The organism is Microbacterium terrae, from assembly GCF_017831975.1.
Classification (GTDB): domain Bacteria; phylum Actinomycetota; class Actinomycetes; order Actinomycetales; family Microbacteriaceae; genus Microbacterium; species Microbacterium terrae.
The window spans coordinates 244,386-264,643 of record NZ_JAFDSS010000001.1 but is presented as its reverse complement, the minus strand read 5'-3'; the positions used below and the strand labels follow the sequence as shown (position 1 = coordinate 264,643).

General features: G+C 70.7%; 26 protein-coding genes. 15 read left to right on the top strand and 11 right to left on the bottom strand.

Translation table 11 applies throughout. The features are described from left to right. Positions 1-125: 125 nt before the first annotated feature. The 5 genes from JOD63_RS01185 (at position 126) to JOD63_RS01165 (ending at position 4,356) form a co-directional block, all read left to right on the top strand. On the top strand, positions 126-1,262 hold the full coding sequence (locus tag JOD63_RS01185) for an ABC transporter substrate-binding protein (protein WP_045277105.1): 1,137 nt from the start codon (positions 126-128) through the stop codon (positions 1,260-1,262). After that, positions 1,259-2,170, top strand: coding sequence for an ABC transporter permease (locus tag JOD63_RS01180; protein WP_045277104.1), 912 nt, complete (start codon positions 1,259-1,261; stop codon positions 2,168-2,170). Before JOD63_RS01185 ends, JOD63_RS01180 begins: the two co-directional genes overlap by 4 nt. Beyond that, positions 2,167-2,967, top strand: coding sequence for an ABC transporter permease (locus tag JOD63_RS01175; RefSeq protein WP_045277103.1), 801 nt, complete (start codon positions 2,167-2,169; stop codon positions 2,965-2,967). Before JOD63_RS01180 ends, JOD63_RS01175 begins: the two co-directional genes overlap by 4 nt. After that, positions 2,964-4,073 carry an ABC transporter ATP-binding protein gene (locus tag JOD63_RS01170; RefSeq protein WP_045277102.1) on the top strand — a complete coding sequence of 370 codons (1,110 nt, stop codon included), beginning with the start codon at positions 2,964-2,966 and terminating at the stop codon, positions 4,071-4,073. The genes JOD63_RS01175 and JOD63_RS01170 overlap by 4 nt, the downstream gene beginning before the upstream one ends. 103 nt (positions 4,074-4,176) lie before the next feature. Next, complete coding sequence (locus JOD63_RS01165) at positions 4,177-4,356, top strand: YegP family protein (protein WP_045277101.1); 180 nt, start codon at positions 4,177-4,179, stop codon at positions 4,354-4,356. Positions 4,357-4,406: 50 nt separating this feature from the next. Here the strand turns inward: JOD63_RS01165 and JOD63_RS01160 are convergent, their stop codons facing one another. The 5 genes from JOD63_RS01160 to JOD63_RS01140 form a co-directional block, all read right to left on the bottom strand. Next, positions 4,407-4,658: a glutaredoxin family protein gene (locus JOD63_RS01160; RefSeq protein WP_045277100.1), complete on the bottom strand. Its 252-nt coding sequence runs from the start codon at positions 4,656-4,658 to the stop codon at positions 4,407-4,409. Next, complete coding sequence (locus JOD63_RS01155) at positions 4,655-4,948, bottom strand: rhodanese-like domain-containing protein (RefSeq protein ID WP_045277099.1); 294 nt, start codon at positions 4,946-4,948, stop codon at positions 4,655-4,657. The genes JOD63_RS01160 and JOD63_RS01155 overlap by 4 nt, the downstream gene beginning before the upstream one ends. Positions 4,949-5,034: 86 nt before the next feature. Next, a complete protein-coding gene (locus tag JOD63_RS01150; protein ID WP_003792170.1) occupies positions 5,035-5,133 on the bottom strand; it encodes a 30S ribosomal protein bS22 in 99 nt (32 codons plus the stop codon). Positions 5,134-5,216: 83 nt separating this feature from the next. Then, positions 5,217-5,408, bottom strand: coding sequence for a helix-turn-helix domain-containing protein (locus JOD63_RS01145; RefSeq protein WP_045277098.1), 192 nt, complete (start codon positions 5,406-5,408; stop codon positions 5,217-5,219). Between the two features lie 100 nt (positions 5,409-5,508). Continuing rightward, entirely contained in the window at positions 5,509-6,444 is a 936-nt protein-coding gene (locus JOD63_RS01140; protein WP_045277097.1) for a TetR/AcrR family transcriptional regulator, read from the bottom strand. 105 nt (positions 6,445-6,549) lie between these two features. On the opposite strand from JOD63_RS01140, the gene JOD63_RS01135 reads away from it, so the two are divergent. Both JOD63_RS01135 and JOD63_RS01130 read left to right on the top strand, forming a co-directional pair. Continuing rightward, a complete protein-coding gene (locus JOD63_RS01135) occupies positions 6,550-7,503 on the top strand; it encodes a daunorubicin resistance protein DrrA family ABC transporter ATP-binding protein (RefSeq protein WP_045277096.1) in 954 nt (317 codons plus the stop codon). Beyond that, positions 7,500-8,291 carry an ABC transporter permease gene (locus tag JOD63_RS01130; protein ID WP_045277095.1) on the top strand — a complete coding sequence of 264 codons (792 nt, stop codon included), beginning with the start codon at positions 7,500-7,502 and terminating at the stop codon, positions 8,289-8,291. Before JOD63_RS01135 ends, JOD63_RS01130 begins: the two co-directional genes overlap by 4 nt. Here JOD63_RS01130 and JOD63_RS01125 read toward each other — a convergent pair whose 3' ends face one another. Further along, positions 8,292-8,696 (bottom strand): ArsR/SmtB family transcription factor, encoded by a 405-nt coding sequence (locus tag JOD63_RS01125; protein WP_045277094.1) that lies wholly within the window; start codon positions 8,694-8,696, stop codon positions 8,292-8,294. 107 nt (positions 8,697-8,803) lie between these two features. Between JOD63_RS01125 and JOD63_RS01120 the strand changes: the two genes are divergently transcribed. After that, complete coding sequence (locus tag JOD63_RS01120) at positions 8,804-10,207, top strand: TrkH family potassium uptake protein (protein WP_245244036.1); 1,404 nt, start codon at positions 8,804-8,806, stop codon at positions 10,205-10,207. Next, complete coding sequence (locus JOD63_RS01115; protein ID WP_045277092.1) at positions 10,200-10,871, top strand: potassium channel family protein; 672 nt, start codon at positions 10,200-10,202, stop codon at positions 10,869-10,871. The genes JOD63_RS01120 and JOD63_RS01115 overlap by 8 nt, the downstream gene beginning before the upstream one ends. A gap of 24 nt (positions 10,872-10,895) precedes the next feature. Here JOD63_RS01115 and proC read toward each other — a convergent pair whose 3' ends face one another. Next, the gene (gene proC / locus JOD63_RS01110) at positions 10,896-11,732 is read right to left on the bottom strand and encodes a pyrroline-5-carboxylate reductase (RefSeq protein WP_045277091.1); all 837 of its coding nucleotides are present in this window, start codon (positions 11,730-11,732) and stop codon (positions 10,896-10,898) included. A gap of 69 nt (positions 11,733-11,801) precedes the next feature. Between proC and JOD63_RS01105 the strand changes: the two genes are divergently transcribed. From JOD63_RS01105 to JOD63_RS01085, 5 genes are all read left to right on the top strand, one after another. Beyond that, complete coding sequence (locus tag JOD63_RS01105) at positions 11,802-12,209, top strand: ArsR/SmtB family transcription factor (RefSeq protein WP_045277090.1); 408 nt, start codon at positions 11,802-11,804, stop codon at positions 12,207-12,209. Between the two features lies 1 nt (position 12,210). Beyond that, positions 12,211-12,861, top strand: coding sequence for an SRPBCC domain-containing protein (locus tag JOD63_RS01100; protein WP_045277089.1), 651 nt, complete (start codon positions 12,211-12,213; stop codon positions 12,859-12,861). A gap of 89 nt (positions 12,862-12,950) precedes the next feature. Next, on the top strand, positions 12,951-14,063 hold the full coding sequence (locus tag JOD63_RS01095) for an alpha/beta fold hydrolase (RefSeq protein ID WP_045277088.1): 1,113 nt from the start codon (positions 12,951-12,953) through the stop codon (positions 14,061-14,063). 67 nt (positions 14,064-14,130) lie between these two features. Then, positions 14,131-15,096, top strand: coding sequence for a cation diffusion facilitator family transporter (locus JOD63_RS01090; RefSeq protein ID WP_045277087.1), 966 nt, complete (start codon positions 14,131-14,133; stop codon positions 15,094-15,096). Between the two features lie 2 nt (positions 15,097-15,098). Further along, complete coding sequence (locus JOD63_RS01085; RefSeq protein WP_045277086.1) at positions 15,099-16,025, top strand: LLM class F420-dependent oxidoreductase; 927 nt, start codon at positions 15,099-15,101, stop codon at positions 16,023-16,025. A 16-nt stretch (positions 16,026-16,041) separates the two neighbouring features. Here JOD63_RS01085 and JOD63_RS01080 read toward each other — a convergent pair whose 3' ends face one another. Then, the gene (locus tag JOD63_RS01080) at positions 16,042-16,776 is read right to left on the bottom strand and encodes a DUF2306 domain-containing protein (protein ID WP_045277085.1); all 735 of its coding nucleotides are present in this window, start codon (positions 16,774-16,776) and stop codon (positions 16,042-16,044) included. A gap of 101 nt (positions 16,777-16,877) precedes the next feature. After that, positions 16,878-17,333 carry a tRNA adenosine(34) deaminase TadA gene (gene tadA, locus JOD63_RS01075; protein ID WP_045277084.1) on the bottom strand — a complete coding sequence of 152 codons (456 nt, stop codon included), beginning with the start codon at positions 17,331-17,333 and terminating at the stop codon, positions 16,878-16,880. Between the two features lie 75 nt (positions 17,334-17,408). Between tadA and upp the strand changes: the two genes are divergently transcribed. After that, the gene (upp, locus tag JOD63_RS01070; RefSeq protein WP_045277083.1) at positions 17,409-18,041 is read left to right on the top strand and encodes a uracil phosphoribosyltransferase; all 633 of its coding nucleotides are present in this window, start codon (positions 17,409-17,411) and stop codon (positions 18,039-18,041) included. A gap of 39 nt (positions 18,042-18,080) precedes the next feature. On the opposite strand, the gene JOD63_RS01065 is transcribed toward upp, so the two are convergent. Next, a complete protein-coding gene (locus tag JOD63_RS01065; protein WP_245618062.1) occupies positions 18,081-19,631 on the bottom strand; it encodes a type III PLP-dependent enzyme in 1,551 nt (516 codons plus the stop codon). Further along, complete coding sequence (locus tag JOD63_RS17635) at positions 19,628-20,173, bottom strand: hypothetical protein (RefSeq protein ID WP_045277082.1); 546 nt, start codon at positions 20,171-20,173, stop codon at positions 19,628-19,630. Before JOD63_RS17635 ends, JOD63_RS01065 begins: the two co-directional genes overlap by 4 nt. Positions 20,174-20,258: the final 85 nt, after the last annotated feature.

The window sequence follows — 20,258 nt, the reverse complement described above, 5'->3', positions numbered from 1 at the left end:
GGCTGATCATGCGTCGTTCACCCGCGGCCGCCCGACGCGTCACCGCGTCCCCGTAGCGTCCAGGCGACCCGCGCGCACCCGACCGTGCCCCGACACGCTCGCGCGGCTGACCCGGAAGGAATCACATGTCCCGTAATTCGTCGCGCCGTCTGCTCATCGGCGCGGCGGCGGCCACCGCCGCCGTCCTCACCCTCGCCGGCTGCGCCGGTGGAGAGTCGTCCGCTTCGGACGACACCTCTTCGGTCGATGCCGCGAGCGCCACGAGCCTCGCCGACTTCGGCACCCTCGCCGACCTCGAGGCCGCCGCCCGGGCGGAGGGCAAGCTCAACGTCATCGCGCTCCCGCGCGACTGGGCGAACTACGGCGAGATCATCGACCTGTTCGCCGAGCGCTACCCCGAGATCACCATCACGGAGCAGTCGCCCGACGTCTCGTCCGCCGAGGAGATCCAGGCCGCGGAGACGAACGAGGGCCTCGACACCGCGCCCGACGTGTTCGACCTCGGCCTCACCGTCGCGCTCCAGAGCACCGACTGGTTCGCTCCGTACCAGGTCGAGACCTGGGACGACATCCCCGACGCGCTGAAGGAGCCCACCGGCCTGTTCGTCGGCGACTACGGCGGGTACATGTCCGTCGGCTACGACTCGGCCCGCTTCGATGCGCCGGCCGACCTCGACGACCTCCTCGGTGACGACTACCGCGGCTCGGTCGCCATCAACGGCGACCCGACCCAGGCGGGAGCGGCCTTCGCCGCCGTCGGCCTCGCCACGGTGCAGTCCGACGGCACGCTCGACGACTACCAGCCCGGCATCGACTTCTTCTCGGAGCTCAACGCGGCGGGCAACATGCTGAAGCTCGACGTCACGAGCGCCACCGTCGCCAGCGGCGAGACCCCGGTCGTGTTCGACTGGGACTACCTCAACGCCGCTCACACGGCAGACCTGCCGACGTGGGAGACGGTCGTCTTCCCCGGCGTCGGGTACGCCGGGTACTACAACCAGGCGATCAACAAGGATGCGCCGAACCCGGCCGCCGCGCGCCTGTGGCAGGAGTTCCTGTACTCCGACGAAGTGCAGAACCTGTGGCTCAAGGGCGGCGCCCGGCCGGTGCGCATGGACGCCATGATCGAGGCGGGGACAATCGACCAGGCGCTCGCCGACGCCCTCCCGGCAGCGCCCGAGGAGACCGTCGTGCCCACCGAGCAGCAGTCGTCGGACGCCGGCACGCTGCTCGGCGAAGAGTGGGCCGCCGCAGTCCAGTGACGACCACCCTCGTCGCCCCTGCCGCGCCGGAGCAGCGCGCTCCGGCGCGGCAGGGCGCCCCCACCGCGGACTGGTCGTGGCTGGGGCTCGCCCCCTTCGCGGCCTACGTGCTGCTGTTCCTCGCGCTGCCGACCGTCATCGCCGTGGCCTCGGGGCTGTTCGACGGCGACGGCGCGTTCACCGTCGACAACATCGCCGCCCTCGCAGACCCGGTGGTCGTCGCGACGTTCTGGAACTCCACCTGGGTGTCGGCTCTCACCGCCGTCATCGGAGCCGTCGTCGGCGCGCTCGTCTGCTACGCGATGCTCGGGCTCCCCGACACCGGCTTCGTGCGGACGACCGTCGATGCCGCCTCCGGGGTGCTCGCCCAGTTCGGCGGCGTCATGCTCGCCTTCACGATGGTCGCCGCCATCGGCACGCAGGGAGTGGTGACCCGGTTCCTCCGCGACGTGCTCGGCGTCGACATCTTCGCCGGCGGCGCGTGGATCTACGCCCTCCCCGGCCTCATCCCGGCCTACCTCGTCTTCCAGGTGCCCCTGATGATCATCACCTTCATGCCCGCCCTCGCGGCGCTGCGGCCGCAGTGGTTCGAGGCCCACCTCACCCTCGGCGGCACGCGTCGGGGCTTCTGGCTGCACGTCGGATTCCCGGTGCTCGCGCCGTCGTTCCTCGCGAGCCTGCTCCTGCTGTTCGCGAACGCCTTCTCCTCGTACGCCACCGCCGCGGCCCTCGCCAGCCAGGGCTCGCAGATCGTTCCACTCCAGATCCGCACGGCGCTCACGAGCGAGACGGTGCTGGGCCGTGAGAACCTCGCCGGGGCGCTCGCGCTCGGCATGATCGCGGTCGTGGCCGTCGTGATGTGGGTCTACTCGCTCATCCAGCGCCGTGCGGCGCGGTGGCAGGCATGAACGGCCTCGCCCCGTCGCGCACGGTGCGCTGGGTGATCGGCGGCGTCGTCGGCCTCGTCTTCGCCGTGCCGTTCGCCGCGACCTTCCTGTTCACACTGTCCACGCCTGGCGGCGGGCCGTACACGTTCGACCGCTGGCTCGCACTGTTCGATCCCGCCAACGCTGCGCGCTACGCGCCGATCTGGATCGGTCTCGCGAACTCGCTGATCCTGGCCGGGGTCACCGTGGTCATCGTGCTGTTCCTGTTCACGCCGACGATGGTGCTGGTCGCCCTGCGCTTCCCGAAGCTCCGCCGCGGCTTCGAGTTCCTCGCCCTCCTGCCGATCACGATCCCGGCCATCGTGCTCGTCGTCGGCCTCGCACCCATCTACCTCCAGATCGGGCGCACGTTCGGCACGGGCGCGTGGACTCTCGCCTTCGCGTACGGGATCCTCGTGCTCCCGTTCACGTATCGCTCGATCCAGGCGTCGATCGACGCCATCGACGTGCGGACGCTCTCCGAGGCGGCCCGCACCCTCGGCGCCGGGTGGGTGTCGGTGCTCGTCCGCGTGATCGTCCCCAACCTGCGGCAGGGGCTGCTCGCGGCATCCCTCATCTCCGTCGCCGTCGTGCTCGGCGAATTCACGATTGCGTCGCTGCTGAATCGACAGGTGCTGCAGACCGGTCTCGTCGTGATCAATCGCCAGGATGCCTACGCCGCAGCGATCTTCACCCTCATCGCTCTGGCCTTCGCGTTCGTGCTCCTGCTCATCATCGGTCGGGCCGGCAGGTCCGGCACCGGAAGGACCCCCTCATGACCGTCGCCGACGCACCCCGGGCGCTGCCCTCGACCTCCGACAACCTGCTCCTGGCCGACGCCGGCGAGGGCACCCGCGTGGAGTTCCGCGGTGTCGTCAAGGAGTACGGCGCGACGCGCGTGCTCCACGGCGTCGACCTCGACATCGCGCCCGGTGAGTTCGTGTCGCTCCTCGGCCCGTCGGGATGCGGCAAGACGACAGCGCTGCGCGTGCTCGCCGGACTCGAGAAGGCGACCGACGGCGCCGTTCTGCTCGGCGGCGCCGACGTGTCGAGGGTGCCCACCAACAAGCGCGACATCGGCATGGTCTTCCAGTCGTACTCCCTGTTCCCGCATCTCACGGTCGCCGGCAACACCGCGTTCGGCCTGCGCCGGCGCGGAGTCGGCAAGAAGGATGCCGCTGAGCGCGCAGCCGACGCGCTTGACCTCGTCGGGCTCGGCCACCTCGCCGACCGCTTCCCGCACCAGCTCTCGGGCGGCCAGCAGCAGCGAGTCGCCCTCGCCCGCGCACTCGTGACCGAGCCGCGCGTGCTGCTGCTCGACGAGCCGCTGTCGGCCCTCGACGCGAAGGTCCGCGTGCAGCTGCGCGACGAGATCCGGCGCATCCAGCTGCGGCTCGGCATCACGACGGTGTTCGTCACGCACGACCAGGAGGAGGCGCTCGCGGTCTCGGATCGCATCGCGGTCATGGATGCCGGCCGGATCGAGCAGATCGGCACCCCCGAGGAGCTCTACCTGCGCCCGGCCACCTCCGCAGTCGCGGCCTTCATCGGCGTCTCGAGTGTGGTGCCCGGCGACGTCGTGGGCGACACCGTCACCGTCTGGGGCGTCGAGCTGCCCGTCCGCGGGCCCGTCGCGCCGGGACCCGCCGACGTGTTCCTCCGCCCCGAGAACGTGACCCTCGTGAGCGCGGACTCCCCGGGCGTCGACGCCGTCGTGCAGGAGAGCATCTTCCTCGGCAGCTTCCGGCGCACGCTCGTGCGCACCGGCGACGGCACGCTGGTGCGCGTGCAGCATCCGGCGACCGACGGCGTCGAGTACGACGGCCGCGTGCGCATCGCCCTCTCTGCGGTTCCCGTCACCACCCGTCCGCGCGGAGCGGCATGACCCTCTTCCCCGCCTCGCGGCACGCCGCTAGCGTGAGACCGGCGCGAGTCGCCGGATGCGCGGCATCCGTCCGCGTTCCCGAACCGATCGAAGGGGCATCCCGATGGCGGGGAAGTTCGAGCTGTGGACAGACAAGGGCGGCGACTGGCGCTTCAACCTGAAGGCGTCGAACGGACAGGTGATCGCGACGAGCCAGGGCTACGCGTCGAAGGCGAGCGCTCTCAACGGCATCGCGTCGGTCAAGACGAATGCTCCCGACGCCGAGGTCGTCGAGATCGAGTAGTGACGTGCGTGCTCGGTGCCGTCGCGTGACGACACCGGACGGGTGCTCCGTCAGCCGGCGGCGCCGAGCGCAGCACGAAGCCGATCGGGCGACACCCGCCAGTGGCCGTGGAGCTCGCCGTCGATGAGGACCACCGGGATCTTCTCCCACCACTGCGCGTAGAGCTGCGGGTCGTCGACGATCGAGAGCTCCTCGATGTCGACCGCATCTTCGGGGTACTCCGCGACGACGGTCTCGACGACCTCGCGCGCGACGTCGCAGAGGTGGCAGTCGGGCTTGCCGATAAGGGTGAGCGTGGTCACCGCTCGACCGGGAACCCGGAGGCGATCCACTCGTTGGTGCCGCCGTCGACGTTGGTCACGTCGTAACCGCGGGCGTCGAGCGCCTCGACGACCCGGCCGGACCGGCCGCCGACCGCGCAGATCACGTCGAAGGCGCCGTCGGGGAGCTCGTCGAGGCGGCCGCCGATGGTCGACATCGGGATGTTCACGGCGCCCGGCACGCGGCCGGCCGCGAACTCGTCGACCTCGCGCACGTCGATCAGGGGAACGCCGTCGCGCTCGCGCAGCTGCTGAACGGTGATGGACTTCATCGGAACCCTTCCTGGGGGCGGCGCATACACGAAGCGCCCCCGTCGACACGGAGACCGGTCGGGGGACGCTTGGTGCGGATGCCGCTTTACTTCTTGTTGCGGCGCTGGTGGCGAGTCTTGCGAAGCAGCTTGCGGTGCTTCTTCTTCGCCATGCGCTTGCGGCGCTTCTTGATGACTGAACCCACGGAAAACCTCACTAAGTCAGGGGTCTGGACGCGCGTGCGGCGCGCCCGGGATCGGGCAAATAGGAAAAATGCCTCGGACCAGTCTAGCCGACGTCGGCGATCGGTCGTTGCAGGGCTTCGGTGACCGCGGATTCGGGCACCCGATAGCTGCGCCCGAAGCGCACGGCGGGCAGTTCTCCCGCGTGCACGAGACGGTACACGGTCATCTTCGAGACGCGCATCAGCTCGGCGACCTCGGCGACCGTGAGGAACCTCACGTCAGGAAGCTCAGCCATGACACATCCCTTTCCCCAGTAGACGTTGAGCACACTCTAGGGGGTCATCGGGACGCGTGTAAACAGGTGTGACGGATGAGACGTGTGTGGCAGGAGCGCGTCACCCTTCAGCGCGCTGACGCGCGTGGCGGTCGCGCGCTTCGCGTGCCGCCTGCCGTTCGGCCTTGCGCGCGACCCGCAGCATCCGCTCCGCGTCGCGCACCGCCTTCTGCGCCTCGCGGAACTTCTTGTCTCCGGCGATCTCGGCGTCGGCCGGGGCGCCCCACGGTTCGCGCGCCGTCGCACGGGCGGGGTCGCGCTGCGCCTCGGCGATGAAGTCGGCCACGCCGTCGAGGCCGCGCGCCAGAGAGAACGAGAACGGATCGGACTCGTCGAGGAACACACCCGCGTCGATGGCCTCGCGCAGGTCGGGGTACGCGTCGGCGGTGATGAGGGTGCGGAACAGCGCGTCCTCGGCGCTGGCGATGCTCTGGTCGTCGAAGCCCCGCTCGCGCTGCGTGCGCGCGTAGCCCGCCATGACGGTGCCCGCCCAGTGCGCGGTCCCGGTCACCAGCAGCATGACGGCGAGCCGCTCCTCGTGGGTGAGCCCGGTGCCCGCGAGCGCGTGCAGCCCCGCGTCCATCCACGCCGCACTGTTGGGCGTGGCCGGCACACCGGTGATCGGAACGTCGAGCACCCACGGATGCTGCAGGTAGTTGTGCAGCTGCTCGCGGTACAGCGCCTCGAGCTGCTCGCGCCAGTCCCCTGCCGCCCGGCTCGCATCGGATGGGGCGCCCGTCGCCTCCTCCTGCATGAGCAGCACGAGATCGTCCTTGGCCGAGACATACCGGTAGAGCGACATGGGCGTGAACCCGAGCTTCGCGGCGACCGCGGCCATCGACACCGCCGCAAGACCGTCGGCGTCGGCGATCTCCACCGCCGCCTCGACGATCCGCTCGACGCTCATCTCGCGCTTCGGGCCGCGCTGCGGGTTGGCGGCGATCCCCCACGCGAGGGCCACGCCGCGGGGAAGCTCGGGCTCGTCGACGTCGCTCATGCGGCAAGTCTAGGACTGTATATCTCGTAAACAGTGTGTTACCTTCATAAACAGTTACGACCGTAAACAGTTTTCCCCTTACACAGAAGACGAGAGGATGCCGCCATGCCCGACAGCACACCACCCCCGCCCGCGGGCGGGCCCGCCGCGATCAGGGTCACCGGCCTCCGCCAGGCGTTCGGTCGGCACACGGTGCTTGACGGGCTCGATTTCGCGGTCGCGCGGGGCGAGGTGTTCGGGCTGCTCGGCCCCAACGGCGCCGGCAAGACCAGCACGATCAACGTCCTCACGACGCTGGTGCGCCCCGACGGCGGCACCGCCGAGGTCGCCGGCTTCGATGTAGCCCGCAAGCCCGGCGAGGTGAAGCGCCGCATCGCGCTCACCGGGCAGTCGGCAGCCGTCGACGACGTGCTCACCGGCATCGAGAACCTCACCATGCTCGGGCGCCTGTCGGGTCTGAGCGGGCGCACGGCGCGCATCCGCGCGGGCGAGCTGCTCGACCAGTTCGATCTGGCCGCTGCCGGCGGTCGCCGCGTCGGCACATACTCCGGCGGCATGCGCCGCCGGCTCGACCTCGCCTTGAGCTTCGTCGTGACCCCCGAGGTGCTGTTCCTCGACGAGCCGACGACGGGTCTCGACACCCGCAGCAGGCGCGAACTGTGGGACGTCATCCGCCGCCTCGCCGATGCCGGCACCACGGTGTTCCTCACCACGCAGTACCTGGAGGAGGCCGACCAGCTCGCCGATCGCGTCGCCGTGCTCGACGGCGGGCGCATCGTCGCCACCGGCACCGCCGCCGCGCTCAAGTCGCGCATCGGCGGCGACACCGTCGAGCTGCATGACGAGCACGGCGAACTGGTGCGCGAGGTGCCGACCGACGGCACGGTGAGCGGACTGCGGCGCGCGCTCGACACCCTCGACGAGGCGGGCGACCACGGGGTCGTTTCGCTGCGTCGCCCGTCGCTCGACGACGTCTTCCTCGCGCTCACCGGCGCGGGAGCCCAGCACCGCAGTCCGGCCGCCGACCCGGCGGCATCCGTTCTCGAGGAGTCCCGATGACGACCACCGCCGCCCTCCCCCGCCGCCGCATCGGCGGCCTCACTGCGGAGTCGGTCTTCGTGAAGCGGAGCCTGCTCCACTCGCTGCGCGACGGCGAGTCGCTCCTCATGGCGATCCTCCTGCCGGTGATGCTCATGCTGATGTTCACGTGGGTGTTCGGCGGGGCGATCGATCCGTCCGGCGCCTACGTCGACTACATCGTGCCGGGCATCATCCTCACCTGCGCCGGGTTCGGTGCGGCCTCCACCGCCGTGTACGTCGCGAACGACATGAAGACCGGCATCATCGACCGCTTCCGGACGATGCCGCTGCGCGCGAGCGCGGTGCTCACCGGACACGTGGTGGCGAGCCTCGTCCGCAACCTGATCGCGACCGCGGTGGTGGTCGGGGTGGCGCTGCTCGTCGGATTCCGCCCGACGGCGGACCTCTGGGGCTGGCTCGGCGCCATCGCGATGATCGCCCTGTGGATCCTCGCGATCACCTACCTGTTCGCCGCGATCGGCCTCGCGGCGTCGAGCCCCGAAGGCGCGAACGGGTACGGCTTCATCCTGCTGTTCCTGCCGTACCTCTCGAGCGCGTTCGTGCCGATCGAGACCATGCCCGACTGGCTGCAGCCGATCGCCGAGTTCCTTCCCGTTACCCCCGTCGTCGAGACGATCCGCGGGCTGCTCATGGGCGACCCGGTCTCGGAATGGGTCGCACTCGCCGTCGCCTGGTGCGCAGGCATCCTCGTGGTCGCGGTCGTCTGGGGCGCGTGGCTCTACCGCCGCAAGGCGGGGCGCCGCTGATCAGCGGCCGGGGAGCTTCTTGAGGGCGTTCGCCACGGCGTACTTCGCCGACGCCGCCGCGCGGCCGACCACCTCGGCCGCGTGGGCGGCGGAGTCCGTCAGCACCGGGACCCCGGCGGCAGCGGCGGCATCGTCGCCCAGGAACGGCACCAGCCAGTCGTCGACCTCGTCGAGAGGCTCCGACGAGAGGCTGTAGTAGCGGTGCTGCCCCTCTTCGCGAACCGTGACGAGGTGCGCCTCGCGGAGGACCTTCAGATGCTTCGACACCGTCGGCTGGCTCGTGCCGAGCTCGTGGACGATGTGCGACACGCTCGTGCCACGCTCGCCGACGTTCGAGCGGTCCAGGAGCAGTCGCAGGATGTCGCGACGTGTACCGTCCGCGATCACGTCGAAGATGTCCGCCATGTGCTCAGATTAGTCGTGCGCCCCGCGGAGTACCATGAGCGGGGTTCCGGAGCGACCGAAAGGGGCGACGCATGGCGACTGACCCACAGGGGTCGATCGTTCGGCGGATGGTTCTCGCGCCCCGGGCATCCTGGGATCGGCTGCGCAATCTGACGACCTCGTCGCCGGCGCGGTTCGCGGTTCTCGTCTTCGTGTCGCTCATCCTGGTCTTCACAGCGCTGCTCTCGCTGCCCGCCGCGTCGGCGAACGGCAGGCGCCTGCCCCTGGCCGACGCCCTCTTCACCGCCGTGTCGACGATCTGTGTGACCGGCCTCTCCACCGTCGACATCGCGACCACCTTCTCCGCCTTCGGCAAGGTGGTCATCTTCATCGGCGTCAACATCGGCGGCATGGGCGTGCTGACGCTCGCGTCGATCCTCGGCCTCGTCATCTCGAAGCGGCTCGGACTGCGCGCGAAGCTCATCGCGGCGAGCGACTCCAATCCGCTCCGCACCCACGGCGGCCCGGTGAACGAGGGCCAGACCGTCCGCCTCGGCGAGGTCGGCCAGTTGCTGCGCACCGTCGCGCTGTCGACGCTCCTCATCGAGGGCCTCGTGGCGCTGGCTCTGTATCCGTCGCTGATCCTCGCCGGCATCCGTCCGATCGACGCTCTCTGGGAAGCCCCGTTCTATGCGGCGATGGCCTTCACGAACACCGGGTTCACGCCGAACCCCGGTGGCCTCGTCCCCTTCGCCGACGACTACTTCCTCCTCACCGTGCTGATGATCGGCGTCTTCCTCGGCAGCATCGGGTTCCCCGTCATCTATGCGCTCCGCAAGCAGCTCTGGCATGTGCGCAAGTGGCCGCTGCACACGAAGCTCACCATCATCACCACCGTGCTGCTGTTCTTCGCGGGTGCAGCCGCGTTCCTCACGCTCGAGTACAACAACCCCGAGACCCTCGGCTCGATGAACGCGTGGGACACGACGTTCCAGGCGTTCTTCCTCTCGGCGATGACGCGCTCGGGCGGCTTCTCGGTCGTCGACATCGGCGAGCTGTACGGATCGTCGCTGATCGTCGGCTGCATGCTCATGTTCGTCGGCGGCGGCTCCGCGTCGACGGCCGGCGGCATCAAGGTGACCACGCTCGCCGTGCTCGCCCTCGCCGTGTTCTCGGAGGCCAAGGGCCGCCCCTCGGTGCAGGCGTTCGGGCGCCGCATCCCGAGCGACGTGCAGCGCGTCGCGCTCTCGGTCGTCGCGTGGGGCGCGACGATCGTGGCCCTCTCGACGATCGTCATCTCGCAGATCAGCCAGGAGCCCGTGTCGGACGTGCTGTTCGACGTCATCTCGGCGTTCGGCACCGTCGGCCTGTCGACCGGCCTGACGGCCGAACTCAGCGACCCCGCCGTCTACGTCATGGCCCTGACGATCTTCATGGGCCGCATTGGTACAGTGACTCTCGCCGCAGCGGTGGCCGCGACATCCCGTTCGCAGCTCTACTCGCTGCCCGTCGAAAGGCCGATCGTTGGTTGAGCGGATCAGGAGCGACGCGCCCGTCCTCGTCATCGGACTCGGGCGCTTCGGTGCCGCCTGTGCGGGAGAGCTCGACCGACTCGAGCGCGAGGTGCTCGCGATCGACGACAACCTCGAGCTGGTGCAGAAGTGGTCCGAGCGGGTCACCCACACCGTGCAGGCGGACGCCCGCAACATGGATGCGCTCACGCAGATCGGCGCGCAGGACTTCCAGGTGGCAGTCGTCGCGGTGGGCTCGTCGATCGAGGCATCCGTCCTCATCACGGCCAACCTCGTCGACCTGAAGGTGCCGCAGATCTGGGCGAAGGCGGTGTCGCAGTCGCACGGCAAGATCCTGGCCCGCGTCGGCGCGAACCACGTGATCTACCCCGAGCGCGAGGCCGGTGAGCGCGTCGCGCACCTGGTGAGCGGGCGCATGCTCGACTTCATCCGCTTCGACGACGACTTCGTGCTGGCCAAGATGTACCCGCCGAAGTTCATCCGCGGGGTCGGCCTCAACGAATCCGGCGTGCGCACGAAGTACAACGTCACCGTGGTCGGTGTGAAGAGCCCCGGCAAGCCGTTCCGCTATGCCGAGGCCAACACGATCGTCACCAACCACGACCTCATCATCGTGTCGGGCACGAACTCCGACATCGAGAGGTTCGCAGCGCTCGACCGCTGAGTCGGCGCACCTGCGCGAGGCCGGTCAGGCGCCCTGCGCCAGCTCCCGCGCCCGGTCGAGCGCGGCATCCGTGGCGCGTGCGAACACCTCGTCGAGGCGCGCCTCCTGCAGCACCGCGATAGCGCGCTCGGTGGTGCCCTTGGGGCTGGTGACCCGACGGCGCAGCTCGGCCGGGTCCTCCCCCGTCGCGTCGAGCAGAGCCGCGGCGCCGATGAAGGTCTGCTCGGCCATGAGGCGCGCCTCGGGTTCGGCGAAACCCTTGCCGATCGCAGCGCGGGTCAGCTCCTCGATCAGGAGGAAGACGTACGCAGGCCCCGAACCCGAGATGGTCGACAGCGGGTCGATCTGCGCCTCTGGGACCTCGACGACCGCGCCGCACGTCTCGAACAGCCGCCGCGCGACGGCGACAGCGGCGGCGTCGGCGGTGCTCCCCTGTGCCAGACCGGTCACGGCCTTGCCGACGACAGCGGGGGTGTTCGGCATCGACCGCAGCACCGGGATCCCGGCGCCCAGGATCCGCTCGAACGTCGCGATCGTCACTCCGGCGGCGAGGCTGACAACGAGCGTGCCGGGGCGCAGCGTCGGCGCGATCTCGCGCAGCAGGTCGGGCACCATCGCGGGCTTCACCCCGATGAGCACGACGTCTGCCGTCGCCGCGGCGCGGGTGTTCCCGTCGGGCTCGGCCTCGAGTGCGATGCTCTCGACCCCCGCGAGGCCGGCGAGGAGCTCCGCTTTGGCGACGCTGCGGTTCGTGACGACGATCCGCGGGGCGATCCCCGACGACACGAGGCCGTGCAGGATCGCGCCGCCCATCGACCCGGCTCCGATGATCGCGATGGGGGGAAGCATGTCGTCGGTCATCCCGCCATCCTAGGCTCGGCGGATAAGTTCAGTCTTGACTTATATAAGTTAAGACTGAACAATGAAACCATGCACGCACTCGACGTCCTCGGTGATCCCGTGCGGCGGCGCATCCTCGAACTCCTCGCCGCCGGCGAGATGAGCGCCGGCGACATCGGAGACGCGGTGCAGCGCGAGTTCGGCATCTCGCAGCCGGCCGTTTCGCAGCACCTCCGCGTGCTGCGCGAGACCGGATTCGCGACGGCGCGGCCCGACGGAACGCGACGGCTCTACGCGATCGACCCGACTCCGCTCGAACTCGCCGACGCGTGGTTCGACCCGTTCCGGACATTCTGGCAGCCGAGACTCGACGCCCTCGGCACCGAGCTCGCGCGCGGACGCCGGCGGCGACGCCTGGACGAGCAGGCTCCGGATGCCGCACCCGACATCGCCGCCGACACCGACGCCGACGACCCCTCACCCGACAAGGAGAACTGACATGGTGGATGTGAACGCGCAGATCGCGGCGGTGGACCGCGCGGTGCGCACCGATGCATTGGACGGCGCCGAGACCCGCGTGCAGACGCTCGCGCAGACCTACCCGTCACCCCTCGACGACGTGTGGGATGCCGTGACCTCGGCCGACCGCATCGCCCGCTGGTTCCTGCCCGTCTCGGGCGAGCTGACCCTGGGCGGCCGCTACCAGCTGGAGGGCAACGCCGCCGGCGAGGTGCTCGCATGCACTCCCCCCGCCGACGGCAGCGCCGGCTACCGGGCGACGTGGGAGTACGGCGGAGGCGTGTCGTGGATCGAGATCGCCCTGCGCAGCGAGGGGTCCGACACGACGCGGCTCGAACTGATCCACACGGCGCGCACGGCGGACCTGCCGCCGGGGTTCTGGGAGCTCTACGGCCCCGGCGCCACCGGCGTCGGCTGGGACGGCGGCCTGCTCGGCCTGGCACTCCACCTCGCGGGGAGCGGCGACGTCACACCCGAGACGGCGGAGGCGTGGGCCTTCACCGACGAGGGTCGCTCGTTCTACCGCGCCGCCGCCGACGGATGGGCGCGCGCCCAGGTCGCCGACGGCGGGGATGCTGTCGCGGCGCAGGCCTCGGCCGACGCAACGTACGGCTTCTACACCGGAACCTGAAACCTGATTCACCTGCGTCTGCAGCCGGGGTTATAGTCGAGGTGGCGGGCGGCACCGAGGCCTCCGCGACGAGGTGGGAGGCACCCGGAATGACGCTCTTCGACGGCATCACCCAGCGGATCGTGGCCACGCCCCGACTCGACGTGAACATCCTCGAGCGCGATGGCGACGACCCCTCCACTCCTCCCGAGCGCACCGTCGTCCTCGTGCACGGCAATGTCTCGTCGTCGCTGTTCTGGCAGGAGATCATGCAGGATCTGCCCGGCGACCTGCGCGTGATCGCCGTCGATCTGCGCGGCTTCGGGGGCACCGAGCACGCGCCGATCGACGCCACCCGGGGCGTGCGCGACTTCAGCGACGACGTGAAGGCGACCCTCGACGCGCTGGGCCTCCCGGCGGTGCACCTCGTCGGATGGTCGATGGGCGGAGGTGTCGTGATGCAGCACGCGATCGACCACGGCGCCCTGAGCCTGACCCTGCAGGCGCCGGTCTCGCCGTTCGGCTTCGGCGGCACCCGCCGCGACGGCACGCGCCTCACCGACGACGACGCCGGGTGCGGCGGCGGCGGGGCGAACCCCGACTTCGTCGAGCGCCTCACCCGCGACGACGACAGTGACGAGGCGCCGACCTCGCCGCGCAGCGTGTTCCGCTCGGGCTACGTCTCGGCGGCGTACACGACCGAGCACGAAGACGTCTGGGTCGCCTCCATGCTCACGACCTCGACCGCCTCCGGCAACTACCCGGGCGACGGGGTCGCGAGTGACAACTGGCCCGGCTTCGCCGCCGGCCGGGTCGGCGTGCTCAACACCATGGCGCCGCAGTACTTCGACGTGTCGGGCATCGTCGACCTCGCGGTGAAGCCGCCGATCGTGTGGGTGCACGGCACGACGGATGCGATCGTGTCGGATGCCTCGTTCTTCGACCTGAACAACCTCGGAAAGCTCGGAATCGTGCCCGGCTGGCCCGGCGACGACGTCGCGCCGGCCCAGCCGATGGTGTCGCAGACGCGTGACGTGCTCGCCCGCTACACCGCTGCCGGCGGGGAGGTGCGCGAGGTCGCCCTCGAGGGCGTCGGGCACTCCCCTCACCTGGAGCGGCCGGCGGAGTTCCGACACGCGCTCCTCGGGGCCATCGGATACGTCGGCGCCCCGGCCGACCCCGCACCGCCGACGGAGGCGTTCATCATCCCGTCGTCGGACTGATCGCGCGTCGCGCAGCGGCCGAACCGGGGTCGCGGCGCACCGTCACGGTGTCCGTAGACTCATCCCCATGAGTGCTTCCGGCGGCGGCAAGGCGATCATCGCGGCGTTCCTGGCGAACATGGGCATCGCCCTGGCGAAGTTCATCGCCTGGTTCATCTCGGGTTCCGCGTCGATGCTCGCCGAGGCGATCCACTCGGTCGCCGATTCCGGGAACCAGCTGCTGCTGCTCTTCGGCGGGCGCCGGGCCAAGCGCGCGGCCGACCGCGAGCATCCGTTCGGGTACGGACGCGAACGGTACGTGTACGCGTTCGTCGTGTCGATCATCCTGTTCTCGGTCGGCGGCCTGTTCTCGATCTACGAGGGCGTCGACAAGCTCACCCACCCGCACGAGCTCGAGAACGTCTGGGTGCCGATCATCGTGCTGGTGATCGCCATCGGCCTCGAGTCGTTCTCGCTGCGCACGGCGATCCAGGAGAGCAACCACGTGCGCGGCAAGGGCCAGTCGTGGGTGTCGTTCGTGCGGCACGCGAAGGCACCCGAGCTGCCCGTCGTGCTGCTCGAGGACATCGCCGCGCTGACCGGTCTGGCATTCGCGCTGTTCGGCGTCGGCATGACCGCGATCACCCACAATCCGATCTTCGACGCGATCGGCACGCTCATGATCGGCACGCTGCTGATCCTCGTCGCGATCGTGCTCGGCATCGAGACGAAGAGCCTGCTGGTGGGCGAGGGCGCGACCGACGCCGACCACGACCGCATCGTCGGCGCTATCGCCGACGGCCCCGAGGTGCACAAGCTCATCCACATCAAGACCCTCTACCTCGGTCCCGACGAGCTCCTCGTCGCGGCCAAGCTCGGGTTCGCCTCCGACGCCCCGCTCGCCCACGTGGCCGCCGACATCGATCGGGTCGAGAACCGCATCCGCGCGGCGGTGCCCACCGCGCGCGTCATCTACCTCGAGCCCGACATCTACCGCCCCGACAAGGATCCGAACCCTCCCACCGAGGAGTTCGTCATCCGGTCGGTGGACTGAACGTGGAGTACTGCGTCTTCACCGAGCCGCACCTCGGAGGCACCTACGGCGACCAGCTCGCGTACGCGCAGGTCGCGGAGCGCACCGGCTTCACCGGCTACTTCCGCTCCGACCACTACCTGAGCGGGATGGGCGACGGCCTTCCCGGCCCCACCGACGCGTGGACCACGCTCGCCGGTCTCGCGCGCGAGACCTCGCGCATCCGCCTCGGCACGCTCGTCTCGCCGGTCACGTTCCGCCACCCGGCCGTCCTCGCGATCCAGGTCGCCCAGGTCGACGAGATGTCGGGAGGGCGGGTCGAGCTGGGTCTCGGTGCCGGCTGGTTCGAGCGGGAGCATCAGGCCTACGGCATCCCGTTCCCCGCGAAGCGGTTCGACCACCTCGAGGAGCAGCTCGAGATCGTGACGGGGCTGTGGTCGACCCCCGTCGGTGGGTCGTACTCGTTCACGGGCGCGAACTACCGGCTCGACGACGCCCCGGCCCTCCCGAAGCCCGTGCAGAGCCCCGTACCCGTGATCATCGGCGGCGGCGGACCCCGCCGCACCCCCGACCTCGTCGCGCGGTTCGCGACCGAGTACAACGTGGGCTTCCCCGAAGACCACCAGATCCAGGAGCGGATCGACAACCTGCACCGGGCGTGCGAGCGCATCGGCCGCGACCCGGCCACCGTGCGCCTGTCGCTCGCCATGTCGACCTTCGCCGGCGGCGACGACGCCGAGGTCGCGCGCCGAGCCGCCCGCATCGGCAAGTCGCTCGACGAGGTGCGCGACGGCACGAACATCGTGGGCGGGCCCGACGAGATCGGCGAGCGCGTCGCGCACTACCGCTCGTTCGGCATCGAGCGCGTGTACTTCCAGCTGCTCGATCTGCAGGATGCCGACCACGTCGACTACCTCGGCATCGAGGTGCTCCCCCACCTGCCGCGCTGACCGGCGCCGCTGAGGCTCACCCGCGCGTGACCAGCAGCCGGTACGACGGCAGCCCCCGCCGGCGGATCAGCCACTCCGCGAACACCAGGTTGGGCAGCCAGCACAGGAACGGCACCGCCGCGTACGCGTTCGCGAACGCCGACTCGAACTCCCACGGCAACCCGAGCACGAGGGGTGCGAGCAGCAGCAGCGGCAGCCAGAGCCGCAGCATCACCCCCGAGTATGTGAGCGCATAGTTTCGCATCATCCAGGCGCGATGGCTCGGCACATCCCCGCGACGGATTGCCCGGTACGCGCGCCACGCCGTGACGAGCCACAGCACCGCGAGCGCACCGAAGCCGAAGAGTCCGACGTACCCGGCGGGGCTCGACGGCGCGATGACGAGACCGGCGACACCTCCGACGGCGACCGCGGCGAGGTAGAGGCGGCCGAGCCAGCGGTGCAGGCCGGGAGCGCGCATCCGGAGCCCCCGCCAGAACTGGAGCGCGCCGACCAGCAGTGCGATGGCACCGCCGACGATGTGGGCGTAGAGCGCGCCCTGGACGAACGGATGCGTCGCCGCATAGGTGGGCGCCAGGCCGACCTCGGCGTCGGCGAGGTCGCGCAGCGAGGCGGTGAAGTACGGCGCGGCCGAGAACGCCACGACGGCGAACGCGGTGAGGAGCACGAAGGTCCAGCCGATGCGGGACCGCGCACCACCGGGTCGCGCGGCGACCGGAGCGGTGCGGACGGGTTCGATGAGGCGGGTCACGGCTGTCACGGTATTCCCGGCGGACGTGGGCGAGGCAGGGGGCAGACCCCCGGATGCCGCGGGCGCGATCCCCCGGGTCCGGCTCGTCGAGCGCGGCCCGATCAGCGCCGGTCGTCGAAGAACTCGCGCAGCAGGGCGGCCGCCTCGTCTTCGCACACCCCGGCCACGACTTCGGCGCGATACGGCAGCCGCCGGTCGCGCACCACGTCGTACACCGAGCCCGCGGCGCCGGCCTTGTCGTCCCAGGCACCGAACACCAGGCGCGACACGCGCGACTGCAGCACCGCGCCGGCGCACATGACGCACGGCTCAAGGGTGACCACGAGCGTGCATCCCTGCAGATTCCACGAGCCGATCGACTCCGCGGCCTGCCGAAGCGCCACCACCTCGGCGTGCGCGGTCGGATCGTGGGTGACCTCGCGGAGGTTGCGCCCCTCGCCGATGACCACGCCCGAGGCATCGGTCACGACGGCGCCGACGGGCACGTCCCCCGCCCGCCCGGCATCGACCGCGAGCGACAGCGCCCGCCGCATGGCGGCGTGATCGGTGGCGTTCATCGCGGCTCCCCTCGGACTGCACACAGCCTATGGCGCGCGCTGTGCCGGTACACCGCCACCGACTACCCTGGGCACATGCGCCTGCACGTCGCGGACCACCCGCTCATCACCCACAAGCTCACGGTTCTGCGCGACGAGGCCACCCCCTCGCCGGTCTTCCGCCAGTTGACCGAAGAGCTCGTCACGCTCCTCGCATACGAGGCGACCCGCAACGTGCGGGTCAGCCCCATCGAGATCCAGACCCCCGTGACGACCACCACCGGCGTCAAGATCAGCGAACCGCGGCCGCTCGTGGTGCCGATCCTCCGTGCCGGACTCGGCATGCTCGAGGGGATGGTGAAGCTCCTCCCCACGGCCGAAGTCGGCTTCCTGGGCATGGCCCGCAACGAGGAGACGCTCGAGCCGACGACCTACGCGGAGCGGCTGCCCGACGACCTCAGCGACCGGCAGTGCTTCGTGCTCGACCCGATGCTCGCCACCGGCGGCTCGCTCGGCGCGGCCATCGAGTTCCTCTTCCGGCGCGGCGCGCAGGACGTCACGGCGATCTGCATCCTCGGCGCCCCCGAGGGCGTCGCCGCGATCGAGAAGCAGGTCGCCGGCCGCGACGTCACCCTCGTGCTCGGCGCGATGGACGAGCGCCTCAACGAGAAGGGCTACATCGTGCCCGGGCTCGGCGACGCCGGAGACCGTCTCTACGGCACCGTCTGACCGCGGGATCGGTCGCGCGACACCGCCGCACCGGCGCGCTCACACGATGAGCGCCGCCGGGGCTTCGGGCGCCGTGGCTACCCGGGCGATCGGACTTCTCGGGGTCGCAGACGATGCGATCGGTGCGGCATCCGCTCCGCCGACACTGGCGCCGCTGCCGGCGCCCCCGACGGCATGCAGTCCGGCGCACGGCATCACCGCGACCGGGGTGAGCGGCCTGCCGTTGAAGCGCGTCGCCGTCACCGTCGTGTACGCGCCCATCACCGGGCTCACGACCAGGTCGCCCACGTGCAGGTCGGGCAGCAGCGTCTCGCGCGCGATCACGTCGGACGAATCGCACGTCGGACCCGCGACCGTCGCCCACCGGTGGTCGTCCGCGTCGCCGCGCAGGTCGCGTTCGGCGAAGACGAGCGGATGCACGTCTTCGGTGAGCACGTTCGAGTACGCCCCGTACACCCCGTCGTCCACGTGGTACCAGCGCCCGTCGTCGCGCTCGGCGACGCCGACGACGCTCGTGACGAGGGTCATCGACTCGGCGACGAGGATGCGGCCCGGCTCGGCGATGATGTCGTAGCGTGCCGCGACGGGTTCGAGCACGGCGCGCAGGCGCGCGGCGATCTCCTCGAGCGGGACGACGCCGCTGTCGTACGACACGGGGAAGCCGCCGCCGATGTCGAGCACCGCGAACCGCACGCCGAATCGGCTCTCGAACTGCGCCATGAGCGCGAGCGTCTCGTCTGCGGCATCCGCGAAGCGCTGCGGATCGTCGAGCTGGCTGCCGACGTGGAAGCTGAAGCCGGCGACGTGCACGCCCAGTGCGAGCGCGCGCTCCACGAGGTGCGCCGCCTCGAACGGCCCGACGCCGAACTTGGTCGAGAGGTCGCTCTTGGCTCGCGGACTCCGGTAGGCCAGACGGATGAGCACCCGCACGCCCGCGTCGGCACCGACGAACTTCGCGAGCTCCGCCTCGTTGTCGACGACGAAGGTGCGCACGCCCGCGGCGACGGCTGCGGCGATCTCGGGCTGTTTCTTGATCGGATGCGTGTGGATGACGCGGGCGGGGTCGACACCGTGGCGCTCGAGGAGCGCGATCTCCTCCCCCGTCGCCACGTCGAAGCCGCAGCCCTCGCTGGCGAGTGCCGCGATCACCGCGTGGTGCGGGTTCGCCTTGACGGCGTAGTGGAATCGCACGAACGGCAGGGCCGTGCGGAGGCGGCGGTACTGGCGCTGCACCCGCGCGGGCTCGAGCAGCAGCACGGGTGTGCCGAACTCCGCGAGTGCCGCGCGTGCGGCATCCGTCGCCAGCAGAGCGGACGCTTCGCCGCGGCGGCGCCTGTCGAGCGAGGCGCGATCGGCCACGACCGGACGCGCGACGACGCGGTCGGCCACGGAGGACGCGGTCGATGCACTGACCGGCACGACGGTCGCGGTGGTGATCGACGCCGTGGTGATCGGCGCCGTCACGACCGGCTCGGTCGCCGCTCTCGCCGGTTCGACCGCGGCCGTCTTGACGTTCACCGGCGCGACGGCATCCGTCTCGACGTCCTCGGTCGCGACCCGATCGGGTGCGACCAGCTCGGGCGCGCTCACGAGGTCACCTGCTCCGGGGCGGGGTGCTCCGCCCGGGCGACGCGCCGCCGCCGCAGACCCGTGCGGTCGGTGACGGTGAACGCCCCGGCCGCGATCGCGTAGAAGATGACGTCGGCGACGAGCTTGCCTGCGAGGAGGCCCCAGAGCGGGTCGGGCAGCAGCCAGACTCCGGCGATGAGCGCGGCGGGCCTGATGAGCAGGGTGTCGAGGAGTTCGGCGGCGCCGAACTCTGCGACGAGGAGCATGCCGGTGCGAGCCAGGGCTCCCCGGCGCCGTTCGCCGGTCTGCATCTGCTCGGCGTAGACGGTGATCGCCAGTACGGCGTAGAAGCCGACGATCTCGCCGAGGAGGGCGGCTGCGGCGATGAGCGCGGGACTGTCGGTCGCCATGCCGGCGAGGAGCCCGCCTACGACCATCGCCGCGGTGCCGACGATCTCGGCCGGCAGATAGCGGGCGATCCAGAACATCACGCCGTGCGGGCGACGCGCGGCGCTTCCGGTGTCGACCGACGAGGGGCCGAGGGCTGTGCTGATAGCGGACATGTGCGCACTCCTTACCCCGTGTCAGAGGGGTATGGAGGATGCGTGATACCCGTGCGCGGCGGGAGGCGAGCATGCCCGGTCCGCC

Excerpts from the sequence above, each read along its gene's own strand:
- JOD63_RS01105 (WP_045277090.1), top strand. The coding sequence starts at position 11,802 with ATGCACGCACTCGACGTCCTCGGTGATCCCGTGCGGCGGCGCATCCTC.
- JOD63_RS01135 (WP_045277096.1), top strand. The coding sequence starts at position 6,550 with ATGCCCGACAGCACACCACCCCCGCCCGCGGGCGGGCCCGCCGCGATC.
- JOD63_RS01175 (WP_045277103.1), top strand. The coding sequence starts at position 2,167 with ATGAACGGCCTCGCCCCGTCGCGCACGGTGCGCTGGGTGATCGGCGGC.
- JOD63_RS01170 (WP_045277102.1), top strand. The coding sequence starts at position 2,964 with ATGACCGTCGCCGACGCACCCCGGGCGCTGCCCTCGACCTCCGACAAC.
- JOD63_RS01140 (WP_045277097.1), bottom strand. The coding sequence starts at position 6,444 with ATGAGCGACGTCGACGAGCCCGAGCTTCCCCGCGGCGTGGCCCTCGCG.
- JOD63_RS01130 (WP_045277095.1), top strand. The coding sequence starts at position 7,500 with ATGACGACCACCGCCGCCCTCCCCCGCCGCCGCATCGGCGGCCTCACT.
- JOD63_RS01125 (WP_045277094.1), bottom strand. The coding sequence starts at position 8,696 with ATGGCGGACATCTTCGACGTGATCGCGGACGGTACACGTCGCGACATC.
- proC (WP_045277091.1), bottom strand. The coding sequence starts at position 11,732 with ATGACCGACGACATGCTTCCCCCCATCGCGATCATCGGAGCCGGGTCG.
- upp (WP_045277083.1), top strand. The coding sequence starts at position 17,409 with ATGCGCCTGCACGTCGCGGACCACCCGCTCATCACCCACAAGCTCACG.
- JOD63_RS01165 (WP_045277101.1), top strand. The coding sequence starts at position 4,177 with ATGGCGGGGAAGTTCGAGCTGTGGACAGACAAGGGCGGCGACTGGCGC.
- JOD63_RS17635 (WP_045277082.1), bottom strand. The coding sequence starts at position 20,173 with ATGTCCGCTATCAGCACAGCCCTCGGCCCCTCGTCGGTCGACACCGGA.
- JOD63_RS01145 (WP_045277098.1), bottom strand. The coding sequence starts at position 5,408 with ATGGCTGAGCTTCCTGACGTGAGGTTCCTCACGGTCGCCGAGGTCGCC.
- JOD63_RS01155 (WP_045277099.1), bottom strand. The coding sequence starts at position 4,948 with ATGAAGTCCATCACCGTTCAGCAGCTGCGCGAGCGCGACGGCGTTCCC.
- tadA (WP_045277084.1), bottom strand. The coding sequence starts at position 17,333 with ATGAACGCCACCGATCACGCCGCCATGCGGCGGGCGCTGTCGCTCGCG.
- JOD63_RS01185 (WP_045277105.1), top strand. The coding sequence starts at position 126 with ATGTCCCGTAATTCGTCGCGCCGTCTGCTCATCGGCGCGGCGGCGGCC.
- JOD63_RS01095 (WP_045277088.1), top strand. The coding sequence starts at position 12,951 with ATGACGCTCTTCGACGGCATCACCCAGCGGATCGTGGCCACGCCCCGA.
- JOD63_RS01090 (WP_045277087.1), top strand. The coding sequence starts at position 14,131 with ATGAGTGCTTCCGGCGGCGGCAAGGCGATCATCGCGGCGTTCCTGGCG.
- JOD63_RS01120 (WP_245244036.1), top strand. The coding sequence starts at position 8,804 with ATGGTTCTCGCGCCCCGGGCATCCTGGGATCGGCTGCGCAATCTGACG.
- JOD63_RS01100 (WP_045277089.1), top strand. The coding sequence starts at position 12,211 with ATGGTGGATGTGAACGCGCAGATCGCGGCGGTGGACCGCGCGGTGCGC.